The sequence below is a fragment of the Pseudoxanthomonas sp. Soil82 genome (assembly GCF_040446535.1).
In the GTDB taxonomy this organism is placed as follows: Bacteria; Pseudomonadota; Gammaproteobacteria; order Xanthomonadales; family Xanthomonadaceae; genus Pseudoxanthomonas; species Pseudoxanthomonas kaohsiungensis.
Genome location: NZ_JBEAAK010000001.1, coordinates 300142 through 311742, shown reverse-complemented (window position 1 = coordinate 311742; position 11601 = coordinate 300142). Strand labels below are relative to the sequence as shown.

Genomic DNA, 11601 nt, shown 5'->3' with positions numbered 1-11601 from the left:
CGGGCAAGTCCGGCTTCTGCAGCGGCTGCGATGGAATTCATCCGGCGTGTACCGGCCTGACGTTTATCCTGAGCCTTTCCCGAAGGAGTCCGCCCATGCGTACCGCTATCGCCTCCCTTGGCCTGCTCGCCCTGGCCGCCTGCAGCAGCGCGCCCCCCGCAGCGCCCCCGCCGCCGCCGGCGGCCGCCAGCACCGCGCAGCAGGCCGTGGTGGTCCTGGCCTCCGCGTCGGGCAGCCGGGTCAGCGGCAAGCTGACCCTGGCGCCGATGGGCGATGGCGTGCACATCAGCGGCGAGGTCGGCGGGCTGCCGGCCAATGCCCAGTCCGGCTTCCACGTGCACGAGAAGGGCGACTGCAGCGCGGTGGATGCGACCAGTGCCGGCGCCCACTTCAATCCGGCCGCCAGCCAGCATGGGCGTGCCGGGACGGCCACCCACCACGCCGGCGACATGGACAACCTCGTGTCCGACGCCAGCGGCGTGGCCAAGGTCAACATGCACCTGCGCGGAGTCACCCTCGGCGGCGGGGCGGCCAACGACATCGCCGGGCGCGCCGTGATCGTGCATGCCGCGCCGGACGACTATCGCACCCAGCCCACCGGCAATGCCGGCGCGCGCGTGGCCTGCGGCGTGATCAAGGTCACCCGCTGACGGCGGCCGTTGCGGTGGTGCGGCCCGCGCTGCGCGCGCGGGCCGTGGCGGATCAGGCCGCCAGCAACGCGCGTGCGTCGTCCTGGCCGTCGCAATGCACGAACAGCACCGGGATGCCGTGCGCTTCGAGCACCGCGGCGAACTGGCGCTGCCGCGCCATGAAATGGTCGTAGACCCGCTGCAAGCGGTCGCAGTCGCCCTGGCCGTGGCGGTAGTGGGCGCACCAGCCGGCGGGGTCGAACAGGGCCATCCGCACCTCGCCGTGCTCCAGCCGCAGCAGCGGTTCGGCGCCGGCATCCAGCCACTCGACCGCATCGGGCGCCAGCAGCGCCGCTTCGACCAGGTTCCACAGCGGCGCCAGCCCCTGGTGGTCGTACTGCATGGCCATCATCGCGGCCAGGTCGTGCGCGGTGAGATAGCGGGCGTGCTCGATCTTCGCGGCGAAGCCGTCCTGGGCCAGCAGCGCGGTGCCCGGCGTGGCCATGCCGAACTGCAGCAGCTTCTCCTCCAGGGCCTCGTTGACCGCGCGCGCCGCGTCGGGCGCGCCGACGAGCAGGAACGGCAGCACGCGCAGGCCGCCGCCGGCGAGCGCCGGATCGGCCTGGAACGGCAGCGGCACCGCGCCGGCGGCATCGGCGCCGAACGCCAGTACCCGCGGTCCATCGCCGCGGCCGGGTGCGCGCGCATGCAATTCCTGCAGGCGCTGGTGCAGGGGCCAGCCCGGGCGCAGTGCTTCGGCAGGGTCGAAGTGCGCCGCTGCCAGCACCAGGTCCAGGCCGGCGACGCCGTCCACCAGCGCGGCCAGGTCGCGGCCCACGGCGGCGGCCAGCTCGCCGGCCTGCGCCGGCGACAGCGCAGCCCGGTCGGGCGCCAGGCCGCCGGCCAGTTCGAGCGCGAACACGCCGCGTACGATCGCCGGCTCAGCCATGCGGATGCTCCTGCCTCGCGCCGGCTGCCGCGATGCGCCGCACGTCCGCGCCGCGGGCGGGGACGCCATTCATGCCGGGGTGGGTCTTCATCATTGGCCGCCTGCCGGGTCGGGGCTACACTCCCGCATTATGCATTCGGTCGCGTATGCAGGCCGAGCCCACGAATGGAATCTCCTTGAGGTAGTGCCCGATGCCTTCAGTCCGACCCGTCGCCATCCTCGGCGGCGTCCGCATTCCGTTCTGCCGCCAGAACACCGCCTATTCGGACGTCGGCAACCTCGGCATGTCGGTGCGGACCCTCGGCGCCCTGGTCGAGCGCTTCGGCCTGCATGGCCAGCAGCTCGGCGAAGTGGCGATGGGCGCGGTGATCAAGCACTCCTCGGACTGGAACCTGGGCCGCGAGGCGGCGCTGTCGTCGGGCCTGTCGCCGCTGACCCCGGGCATCACCCTGCAGCGCGCCTGCGGCACCAGCCTGGATTCGATCATCACCATCGCCAACAAGATCGCGGTTGGCCAGATCGAGTCGGGCATCGGCGGCGGTTCGGACACCACGTCCGACGTGCCGATCGTCTACGGCAGGAAGCTGCGCGCGCGCCTGCTGGCCGCCAACCGCGCGAAGACGACGAAGGACAAGATCGCCGCGTTCAAGGGCTTCAAGCTGGCCGAACTCAAGCCCGAATTCCCCGGCGTGGCCGAGCCGCGCACCGGCAAGAGCATGGGCGACCACTGCGAGGACATGGCCAAGCAGTGGAACATCTCGCGCGACTCGCAGGACGAATGGGCGGTGTCCTCGCACCGCAAGCTGGCCGCGGCCTACGAGCGCGGATTCTTCGCCGAGCTGATCGCGCCGTTCCGCGGCGTGGAGCGCGACAACATCCTGCGCCCGGACACCTCGCTGGAGAAGCTGGCCACGCTGAAGCCGGCGTTCGACAGGGTCTCCGGCCGCGGCACCCTGACCGCCGCCAACTCGACCCCGCTCACCGACGGCGCCGCCGCGGTGCTGCTGGCCTCCGACGAGTGGGCGCGCAGCCACGGCCACGAGCCGCTGGCCTACCTGAAGGACGCGCAGGTCGCGGCGGTGGACTTCGTCCACGGCGAAGGCCTGCTGATGGCGCCGACCGTGGCGGTGCCGGAGATGCTGCGCCGCCATGGCCTGGGCCTGCAGGATTTCGACCTGTACGAGATCCACGAGGCCTTCGCCGCGCAGGTGCTGTGCACGCTGCGCGCCTGGGAAAGCGAGGACTACTGCCGCAACCGGCTCGGACTGGACGCGCCGCTGGGCCGGATCGACCCGGAGAAGATCAACCCGGTCGGCTCTTCGCTGGCCACCGGCCATCCGTTCGCCGCCACCGGCGCGCGCGTGGTCGCCACCGCGGCCAGGCAGCTCAAGGAACGCGGCGGCGGCCGCGCGCTGGTGTCGATCTGCACCGCCGGCGGCATGGGCGTGGTGGCGATCATCGAGCGCTGAACGCACCCCGCCCGGTGGCACCGCCCGGCATGCTCAGGTGAATCCCGCCGCCAGCGCCGCGGCGGCGACCATGCTCGCCAGCCCCAGCGTCATCCGCAGCCCGTAACGCGCGCCTCCGCTGGTGAAGGCCACCACCGACTTGGCCAAGGCGCTGGCGCCGAGCAGGCCGACGATCGCCCAGCGCCCCTGCGCCAGGTCGATGATGCCGCCCTGGTGCAGGCTCGCCACCGTGGCCGTGGCCGCGTGCAACTCGGCCAGCGCGGAGAGGAAGGCCGCCGCCAGCGCACCGCCTGGACCGAGCCACTGGCCGAGCAGGCTGGCAACCGCCATCACGCCGGCGATCAGTGCCGCGAAGCCCACGGCCTGGCCGATCCGGAACATGCGCGAATCGGCCGTCGGCGGCGGCGCCGCCACCGCGCGCCCGCGGCGCAGGCCGGCGGCCGCGTGCAACAACAAGGCCAGCGCAGCGGCGAGCAGGATCCAGCCCGAGGCCCGCAGCAATGCAGGCGACACCGCGAGCAGGATCGGGACGAACAGGGCCATCGATGCCAGGTTGGCCAGCATCGCCGCGCCGATGCACGAGGACGCCAGCGCCGGTTGTGCCCGCGCCTGCTGGCCGAAGCTGGCGGTGGCGGCGGTGGACGAGACGAAGCCGGCGAAGAAGCCGGACACCGGCAGGCCCCAGCGGGTGCCGACCACGCGCACGGCGATGTGGCCGGCCGCGCCGATCGCCATGACCAGCACCACCAGCTTCCAGATCGTGGCCAGGTTGAACGCGCCATGGGGATCGATCGGCCGGTCGGGCAGCACCGGCAGCACGATCAGGGCGAAGGCCAGCAGCATCAGGCCGTCGGCGATCTCGCGGTCGCTGATGAGTTCGCGGCTGAGCCGGTGCAGGTTCGACTTGGCATGGACCAGCACCGCGACCACCACCGCCAGCGCGCTGGCCGCCAGCGGCGCCTGCATCGCCAGGCCGCCGAGCAGGCCACTGGTGAGCAGGGCCAGTTCGGAGGTCAGGCCGGGATCCTCGCTGCTGGTGCGCAGGTAGCCCACGGCGGACAGCGCGGCCAGGGCCAGCAGCAGGGCGATGAAGGCCGGCATTCCCAGCCACAGCGTGACCGCGCCGGCCAGCGCCGCCAGGGTGTGGGTGCGCAGGCCGGCGGTCATTCCGGGGTTGTCGAGCTTGCGCCGTTCGGCGACCAGGCCCAGCAGCAGGCCCACGCCCAGCGCGGTAGCGGTCGGCAGCAAGGGAAGGTCGAACCCGGCCATGGCCGCGACTATACGGTCGTCGCGGCGCCGGGTGCCTGGGTCAGTCCTTCAGCCGCGGGATGCCGTGCGCGTCGCGGTCCTCGACCACCGCGCGGTCGAAGATCTTCTCGCGCAGGTCGCGACCGGGCAGTTCCTCGGCCGCCTCGCCGCGCGCGGCATGCAGCGCGTTGGCATAGGCACGGCGCGCCAGGCCCTCCTCGCCGGCGGCGGCGAAGCCGGCGCCCATCTCCTCCCAGGCATCGGCCCCGGCGCCCTGGGCCAGCGCCCGGTGCAGGAAGTCCTGCGCCTGCAGCCACTGGCCCTGCTTGCGGGCCAGCCGCGCCAGCGCGACCAGCAGCGCAGGGCTGGCCGGGTGCGCCTGCAGCCAGCGCTGGGCGCTGGCCCGGCGGGAATCGACGTGGCCGATCGGCAGGCGTCCGTAGAGGTCGGCCAGCGACTCGTCCCAACGCGCATCCAGCGCCTGTTCGATGTGGCGCAGCGCGGCTTCGTCCCAGCGCAAAGCCGCCGCGCGTTCGGCGTAGGCGGCGACCACCGACGGCTCGGTGCGCAGCGGCTTGGGCATGGCTTCCCAGCGTTCCGCCAGCAGGTTCGCATCGGCCGCATCGCGCAGCGACTGGGTGGCCAGCTCCAGCTCCAGCCGGCCCAGTTCGTCGGCCGGCAGCGCGTCCTGCTGCCGCAGCGCACCGAGCAGGCCATACGCTTCGTCCGCGCGGCCGATCATCTTCAGGGCGCGGGCGCGCAGCAGCAGCCCGCGCGGCGGCAACGGCTGCGCGGCGGCCACGTCCAGCGCGTTGATCGCATCGACCGGCAGCCCGCGCACGAGCAGTCGTTCGCCCTGCAGCATCGCGTGCGCGGCCGGGTCGCGCACGGCGAGCGTGGCCAGCCAGCCCTGGGCGGCGGCATCGTCGCCGCGTCCGTCGGCGGCACGGACGGCGCCGGCGAGTGCGATCGCGCCGACTTCGCGGTCCTCCACCGCCGCCGCGAACAGGCGTTCGGCACGCAGCCAGTGGCCGCCCTGCAAGGCGCGCAGCGCTTCGATCAGGCGCGCACGACCCTGGCGCTTGCGATACCGGCCCCAGGCGCGGAACGGCAGCCGCAGCAGCGACCACGCCAGCCCCAGCGCGAGCCAGGCGAGCACCAGCAGCAGCAGCGCACGCGGCAGCGTGGTGCTGTAGTCGTACCCGCCGGTGCGCACGATCACCTGGCCCAGCGTGGACTGGTCCTGCTGGGCGAGCCACTGCGCGCCGATGACGCCGAGCACGGCAACCACCAGCAACGCCACCAGCCATCGATAGGGTTTCACCGGGCAGCCTCCTTTACTTCGCGCATGGCGCGCAGCTGCTGCAGAGTGCTGCCGAGCAGCGGCGACTCCGCCTGCAGGGGCGCCTCGCGCAACGAATCGAGTTCCTGGCGAACTTCGCGCAGCGCGGGTGAATCGGGCCACAACCTGCCGACCCACATCGCGCCGCGGTTCAGCGCAGTATGGAAACCGTCAACGTCGCCGCGTTCCAGCGCGGCGCGCGCCAGGGTCAGTTCCACCTGCAGCGCATCCTCGCCCTGCCGGCGCTCGGCTTCGCCCATCAGCGCCTGGCCGCTGGCGGGCCGGATCTCGAGCAGCGGCGAAAGCAGCCGCTGCCAGAGCGGGCGCTTCTGCTCCTGCGCCGGAGCGGACGGCACCTGCAATGGCAGCCGCGCGATATCCACGCTGACCGCCTCGAGCCGTTGCGCGGCCTGCGCCCGCGGGCCCGGGCCCAGCGCGTCCAGCGCAACGCGCTCGGCCGCCAGCGCCTGGCGCAGGTTGAGCGCCTCCGGCTGGTCGAGGCCGTCGAGCATGGCGGCGGCGAGCGCATAGGCGCGCCGTGCCCCGGCGACATCGCCGGCGATCTGCAGGCGTTGCACGCCCAGCACCAGCAGCAGTTCGGTCTCGTCCAGGCGCAACGCCTGGTGGCCCTCGCGGGCGTTGGCGTCCAGGCGTGCGACGGCTTCCTCGAGCAGCGCATTGCGCTGGCCCAGGCCGAGCACTTCGTCGCGAAGCACCCGGTTGGAGGCGGCGGCGTCCTGCAGCAGCCGGCCCTGCGCGCGCAGGTCGCCGCGCAGGGTGTCCATGCGTTGGCCGAGCGCGTCGATCTGGCGCGCGTCGTCGAGCGCGCGTTCCTGCGCCTGTTGCTGCCGCGCCTGCCAGCCCTGCCACCCGAACCAGCCGGCGAGCGCCACGCCGGACGCCAGCACGAGCGGCACCAGCAGGCGCCAGCGCGCACGGCGAGGAGCGGTGGGAGCGACGTCATTCACGGCTGCGTCCTTGTCATGCGGCCGTCGTCGCGCTGTCAACCGTGACGCGCATCGCACCGGGGCCGCATGCGAAGGATCGCTTGGCGCCTGCGCAGCTGCAAGCGCGCGCGGTTCAGACGGTGCTCGGCAGCGCGCCGGCGGCGGTACGGGCCAACGCCGCCGGCCGCGGGCTGCCGGCGACCAGGACGCGTTGCCAGCCCAGGTCGCGTGCGATGGTAGCCAGGCGCGCACTGGCGGCGACCACCGGCGAGTGGCGCAAGCGGGTCGCCAGGGCGCCGGGCAGCTGCGGGAGCACCCGTTGCAGCGCCTCCTCGCTGCTGAGCGCCAGGACGAGGGGAGCGTCGGCGGCGGCCAGCCGGGCCAGGGCGCGCCGGTCCAGCGGCACCGGCACCCGCGCATAGACATCGGCCCGGTCGACGCGGGCGCCGCGTGCCGCCAGCGTCGGCGCCAGCAGGCCACGGCCGCCCGGTGCGGTGACCAGCCCGACCCGCGACGGCGCGGCAAGCGCCGGCAGCGCCAGTAGGCCCTCGCTGTCCATCCGTCCGGGCGCCTGCACCTGCACGATGCCGGCGCGGCGCAGTGCGGCGGCGGTGCCGGCGCCGACCGCCAGCCAGTGCTGGCCGGTCCGAACGGCCAGCGGCTGCAGCTGCGCCGCCGCGCGAACCGCCGCCGGGCTGGTGAACACCACGACCGGCGCCGACAGCGCCTGCACGAGTGCTTCGCCGCTGGCCGCGTCCTGCATCGGCACGATCCGCCATGGCGACAGCGGCAACAACGCGCCCCCATGGCGCGCCGCAGCCCGGCGCAGGGCCGCATGCTCGCCCTGTCCACGCAACGACACCAGGTACCAGGCGGGCGGACGGGATGCGGGCATTCCGGCATTATGCGGGCCCCGCGCGGCTCGCCGCGCTCCAGCCGAAGAAAATGAAATGGGTGATACCGGTTCCCTCGACGCGCTGCGCGCACACCTGCAATCGATCCCGCTGGTGCGGGCCATGCAGGTGGAAGTGGTTGGCGACTCCGCCGGCCGGCTGCGGTTGCAGGCGCCGCTGGGACCGAACGTCAACGACAAGGGCTCGGCGTTCGGCGGCAGCCTGGTGTCGCTGATGACCCTGGCCGGATGGGCGCTGGCGACCCGGCGCCTGGACGAAGCCGGCTTCCAGGCCGACGTCTACGTCGCCGACAGCCAGGTCCGCTACCTGGCGCCGCTGCTGTCGGGGCTGGAAGCGGAAGCCTGGCTGGAAGAGGGGGACTGGGAGGCCTTCGTCGCCACCTACCGCCAGCGCGGCCGCGCGCGCTGCCGCATCGCCGCCCGCGTGCGCCTGCCGGACGGCGGCGATGCGACCGTGTTCAGCGGACGCTTCGTCGCCCTGCGCCCGGGCTGAGTCGCGCGCCCGGGCTGCTAGGATGCGGCGCATCCATCCGGGAAGCCGCCGCATGCACAAGCTCACCTCCCCGTTGCTGCCCGCACTGATCGCGCTGCTCGCGCTGGCGGGGCTGCCGCGCGCCGAGGCCGCCGGCAGTTCGCGCAAGCTGGAGCAGGCTCAGGTCGTGTTCTCCTCGGCCATGCGCTGGAGCGACTACGAGGCTGCCTGGCAGATGGTCGACCCGGAGGTGCGCGCGGAGAAGCCGCTGACCGACCTGGAGCTTGAGCGCTACAAGCAGCTGCAGGTCTCCAGCTACCGGGAGGGCGGAAACGGCGAGCTGGAAGACGGCACGATCGCGCGCTCGGTGGAGATCGGCGTGATCAACCGGCACACCCAGGCCGAGCGCGTGGTCCGCTACCAGGAGCGCTGGCGATGGGACCCGAAGGCCAAGCGCTGGTGGCAGATGGCCGGGCTGCCCGACTTCTGGGACGGCAAGTAGAGCGGGGCTTGCCCCGCTGCCCCCCTGCGGCGAAGCGTCTTGGCCCGGGAGGGCCGCAGTAGCGCAGCCCCCGCCCCGCGAGGGCGGCAGCCGCGGCGCCTGTGCGACAATCCGGGCCCTTTCCCGCCGCAGACCCGGACCGCCGTGAATTTCGAGACCCTGATGGCCTTCTTCGGCCGCCACCCGATGCTGTCGCTGGCGCTGGCGGGCCTGACCGTGGCCATCCTCTACACCGAGGTCGCGCGGCTGTTCCGCGGCTACAAGGCGATCAAGCCGGCCGCGCTGACCACCCTGGTCAACCAGGAAAACGCGCTGGTGGTGGACCTGTCGGCCAGCGCCGATTTCGAGAAGGGCCATATCCCCGGCAGCCGCAACCTGACCCCGAGCCAGTTCAGCCCCGAGGCCAAGCTGGTGGCCGGCGCGAAGCAGTCGCCGGTGGTGCTGGTCTGCCGCAACGGCATGGCCTCCGCCGAGGCCGCCAAGAAGCTCAAGAAGGCCGGTTTCGAGCAGGTCCACTGGCTCGACGGCGGCATCGCCGCGTGGGATGCGGCAGGCCTGCCGCTGGTCAAGGGGCGCGCCTGAGCCGCCGGCCGCGCCCGGGCGGGCGTGCCATAATCCGACGTTCTTTCCCGATCACGCTGATCGATCCCACCGCTTTCTGGAGTTTGTGAAATGTCCGACGAAACCACCAACGGCGCCGCCGTTCCCGCCCAGCAGGATGCCGCGGGTCCCGCTTTCAGCGTCGAGAAGATCTACGTCAAGGACGTTTCCTTCGAGGCTCCCGGCGCACCGGCGATCTTCAGCGAGCAGGGCCAGCCGGACCTGCAGCTCAACCTCAACCAGCGCGTGCAGCGCCTGAACGAGGCGCTGTTCGAAGTCGTGCTGACCGTGACCCTGACCTGCAAGGTCGGCGACAAGACCGCCTACGTGGCCGAAGTCGAGCAGGCCGGCGTGTTCGGCCTGGTCGGCCTGCAGCCGCAGGCGATCGACGTGCTGCTCGGTACCCAGTGCCCGAACATCCTGTTCCCGTACGTGCGCCAGATCGTCGGCGAACTGATCCAGGCCGGCGGCTTCCCGCCGTTCCTGCTGCAGCCGATCAACTTCGACGCGCTGTACGCCGAAACCCTGCGCCAGCGCCAGCAGCAGGCCGGCGCCGACGCGGCCGCCAGCGAGCTGCCGGTCGGCAACGCCTGATCCGCGCCTGCGGCCTGCAACCATGACCGCGGGAGTTGCCGTACCCGACACGCTCGCGGTCCTGGGCGCCGGTTCCTGGGGTACCGCGCTGGCCACCCTGGCCGCGCGCAACGGCCTGGCCACCACCCTGTGGGGCCGGGACGCGGCGATCGTCGAGGCGATCGACCGCGGGCACCAGAACCCGCGTTACCTGCCCGGGATCGAATTGCCGGTCTCGCTGCGCGCCACCACCGACCTGGCCCAAGCGGTGCGTGGCGCCACCTGGGTGCTGGTGGTCGTGCCCTCGCACGCCTTCACCGAAACCCTGCACGCGCTCAAGCCGCTGCTGCCGGCCGGCGCCGGCGTGGCGTGGGCGACCAAGGGATTCGAGCCGGGCTCGGGCCGTTTCCTGCATGAAGTCGCCGAGGACGTACTCGGTTCCGGGGTGCCGCTGGCCGTGGTCACCGGCCCCTCGTTCGCCAAGGAAGTCGCGCTCGGCCTGCCGACCGCGGTGACCGTGCACGGCGCCGACCCGGAGTTCGCCCAGGTCGTGGCCGATGCGCTGCATGGCCCGGCGTTCCGCGCTTATACCGGCAACGACATGGTCGGCGCCGAGCTGGGCGGCGCGATGAAGAACGTGCTGGCGGTGGCCACCGGCGTGGCCGACGGCATGGAGCTGGGCCTCAATGCCCGCGCCGGCCTGATCACCCGCGGGCTCAACGAAATGCTGCGCCTGGCCGCCGCGATCGGCGCCCGCCCGGAAACGCTGATGGGCCTGGCCGGCCTGGGCGACCTGGTGCTCACCTGCACCGGCGACCTGTCGCGCAACCGCCGCCTGGGCCTGGCCCTGGGCCGCGGCCAGCCGATGGACGAAGCTATCCGCGAGATCGGCCAGGTGGTCGAGTCGGTGCAGACCGCCGACGAGGTCATGCGCCTGGCCGACCGCCACGGCATCGAACTGCCGATCTCCGCCGGCGTGCGGGCGGTGCTGCACGGGGACATCACCCCGGTCGACGGCCTGCGCCAGCTGCTGGCGCGCGAACAGAAGCCCGAATACCCCGCGGCGCTGTTCCTCTAGGGCCCTTCCAGGGCCGATCTGGGGCGAATCAAGTCCGCTGCTGATCCGAGCCGCACCAACTGCTCGTGTCGAGCGGACCTCGGGCGGGCGTCGTCCGCGTCAGCGGCGATCTGTTGAGTCGGCTCTAGAGGACAATTCCGTCGGTTTCAGGAGCGCTGTCGTGCGTCGGCTCCGGAGGGGGCCGCTGTCCTGCCGCAATGGGGGTCGTCGCTCACGCCGGCGTCCTGCCTCAGTTCGCGAGCGCGGCACATCCCTGTGCCGCTCGACCCTCATTGCGGCAGAACAGCGTCCTTCGGCGCGTCGAGGGCAGCGCTTCGATCGCTTGGCCGCACAGCCTCGCACCCAGTCAAAAGGCGTGATCCTGCTTTCCTGGGAGCTGAAGGCCCACGGATGGCTCGACAGGTGACGGCTACGGATGGCTCGACGGCGGTGGCGCCCGTCGCACTTGCCGGCTCTTGCGATCGAAGCCGCGACCCTGATGATCACGAAGGACGCCGCACCCTGGGCCTATGTCCCAAGTGGCACATGGATGTGCCACGGCCCTTCGTAAAGACAGGACGTCGTCCCGAAGGGTGGGACATAGGCCCAGGGTGCGGCGGCCCCGTCCGGAGCCGACGCATCTACAGGTCACGGCGGCCACTCCGGAGCCGACGCTCCACCCGGGGAAGCGGCCGCATCGGGAGGCTTCAATAGGGGAACTGACGCTTCAACCGGGTACGACGACAGGCCCTGCAAGGCGCTTGCGCCTCGAGCCGCCGACCAGCGCCGGCTTCCGGAACGGAAACAAAAAGAGCCCGGCTTGCGCCGGGCTCCGGGTCTGGCGTGGAGGGAGGGAAACACGCCAGTAGAACTAGGCCGGGGACAGGGGAGAGAGGGACC

General features: G+C 72.6%; 12 protein-coding genes. 7 read left to right on the top strand and 5 right to left on the bottom strand.

Annotated features, from left to right (window positions below; translation table 11 throughout):
• Nucleotides 1-95: 95 nt before the first annotated feature.
• Nucleotides 96-650 carry a superoxide dismutase family protein gene (locus ABKA19_RS01385; RefSeq protein WP_353687322.1) on the top strand — a complete coding sequence of 185 codons (555 nt, stop codon included), beginning with the start codon at nt 96-98 and terminating at the stop codon, nt 648-650.
• A 52-nt stretch (nt 651-702) separates the two neighbouring features.
• Here the strand turns inward: ABKA19_RS01385 and ABKA19_RS01380 are convergent, their stop codons facing one another.
• Nucleotides 703-1578 (bottom strand): hypothetical protein, encoded by an 876-nt coding sequence (locus ABKA19_RS01380; protein ID WP_353687321.1) that lies wholly within the window; start codon nt 1576-1578, stop codon nt 703-705.
• Between the two features lie 191 nt (nt 1579-1769).
• Between ABKA19_RS01380 and ABKA19_RS01375 the strand changes: the two genes are divergently transcribed.
• The gene (locus ABKA19_RS01375; protein ID WP_353687320.1) at nt 1770-3047 is read left to right on the top strand and encodes an acetyl-CoA C-acetyltransferase; all 1278 of its coding nucleotides are present in this window, start codon (nt 1770-1772) and stop codon (nt 3045-3047) included.
• A 33-nt stretch (nt 3048-3080) separates the two neighbouring features.
• Here the strand turns inward: ABKA19_RS01375 and ABKA19_RS01370 are convergent, their stop codons facing one another.
• From ABKA19_RS01370 to ABKA19_RS01355, 4 genes are all read right to left on the bottom strand, one after another.
• Nucleotides 3081-4316: an MgtC/SapB family protein gene (locus ABKA19_RS01370; RefSeq protein WP_353687319.1), complete on the bottom strand. Its 1236-nt coding sequence runs from the start codon at nt 4314-4316 to the stop codon at nt 3081-3083.
• A 40-nt stretch (nt 4317-4356) separates the two neighbouring features.
• On the bottom strand, nt 4357-5619 hold the full coding sequence (locus ABKA19_RS01365; RefSeq protein ID WP_353687318.1) for a heme biosynthesis protein HemY: 1263 nt from the start codon (nt 5617-5619) through the stop codon (nt 4357-4359).
• A complete protein-coding gene (locus tag ABKA19_RS01360) occupies nt 5616-6605 on the bottom strand; it encodes a uroporphyrinogen-III C-methyltransferase (protein ID WP_353687317.1) in 990 nt (329 codons plus the stop codon). Before ABKA19_RS01360 ends, ABKA19_RS01365 begins: the two co-directional genes overlap by 4 nt.
• A 112-nt stretch (nt 6606-6717) precedes the next feature.
• Nucleotides 6718-7479, bottom strand: a complete 762-nt coding sequence (locus ABKA19_RS01355; protein WP_353687316.1) for a uroporphyrinogen-III synthase — start codon at nt 7477-7479, stop codon at nt 6718-6720.
• Nucleotides 7480-7534: 55 nt separating this feature from the next.
• On the opposite strand from ABKA19_RS01355, the gene ABKA19_RS01350 reads away from it, so the two are divergent.
• The 5 genes from ABKA19_RS01350 to ABKA19_RS01330 all read left to right on the top strand — a co-directional run bounded on the left by ABKA19_RS01350 (nt 7535) and on the right by ABKA19_RS01330 (nt 10722).
• Nucleotides 7535-7990, top strand: coding sequence for a YiiD C-terminal domain-containing protein (locus ABKA19_RS01350; RefSeq protein WP_353687315.1), 456 nt, complete (start codon nt 7535-7537; stop codon nt 7988-7990).
• A 52-nt stretch (nt 7991-8042) separates the two neighbouring features.
• On the top strand, nt 8043-8471 hold the full coding sequence (locus ABKA19_RS01345; RefSeq protein ID WP_353687314.1) for a hypothetical protein: 429 nt from the start codon (nt 8043-8045) through the stop codon (nt 8469-8471).
• Between the two features lie 144 nt (nt 8472-8615).
• A complete protein-coding gene (locus tag ABKA19_RS01340; protein WP_353687313.1) occupies nt 8616-9053 on the top strand; it encodes a rhodanese-like domain-containing protein in 438 nt (145 codons plus the stop codon).
• Between the two features lie 90 nt (nt 9054-9143).
• Nucleotides 9144-9665: a protein-export chaperone SecB gene (gene secB / locus ABKA19_RS01335; RefSeq protein ID WP_162375842.1), complete on the top strand. Its 522-nt coding sequence runs from the start codon at nt 9144-9146 to the stop codon at nt 9663-9665.
• A 22-nt stretch (nt 9666-9687) separates the two neighbouring features.
• Nucleotides 9688-10722, top strand: a complete 1035-nt coding sequence (locus tag ABKA19_RS01330; protein ID WP_353687312.1) for an NAD(P)H-dependent glycerol-3-phosphate dehydrogenase — start codon at nt 9688-9690, stop codon at nt 10720-10722.
• The last annotated feature ends 879 nt before the right edge of the window (nt 10723-11601 follow it).

Bases quoted from the DNA above. Each gene is read 5' to 3' on its own strand.
- ABKA19_RS01385 (WP_353687322.1), top strand. From the start codon at position 96: ATGCGTACCGCTATCGCCTCCCTTGGCCTGCTCGCCCTGGCCGCCTGC.
- ABKA19_RS01380 (WP_353687321.1), bottom strand. From the start codon at position 1,578: ATGGCTGAGCCGGCGATCGTACGCGGCGTGTTCGCGCTCGAACTGGCC.
- ABKA19_RS01375 (WP_353687320.1), top strand. From the start codon at position 1,770: ATGCCTTCAGTCCGACCCGTCGCCATCCTCGGCGGCGTCCGCATTCCG.
- ABKA19_RS01370 (WP_353687319.1), bottom strand. From the start codon at position 4,316: ATGGCCGGGTTCGACCTTCCCTTGCTGCCGACCGCTACCGCGCTGGGC.
- ABKA19_RS01355 (WP_353687316.1), bottom strand. From the start codon at position 7,479: ATGCCCGCATCCCGTCCGCCCGCCTGGTACCTGGTGTCGTTGCGTGGA.
- ABKA19_RS01350 (WP_353687315.1), top strand. From the start codon at position 7,535: ATGGGTGATACCGGTTCCCTCGACGCGCTGCGCGCACACCTGCAATCG.
- ABKA19_RS01345 (WP_353687314.1), top strand. From the start codon at position 8,043: ATGCACAAGCTCACCTCCCCGTTGCTGCCCGCACTGATCGCGCTGCTC.
- secB (WP_162375842.1), top strand. From the start codon at position 9,144: ATGTCCGACGAAACCACCAACGGCGCCGCCGTTCCCGCCCAGCAGGAT.
- ABKA19_RS01330 (WP_353687312.1), top strand. From the start codon at position 9,688: ATGACCGCGGGAGTTGCCGTACCCGACACGCTCGCGGTCCTGGGCGCC.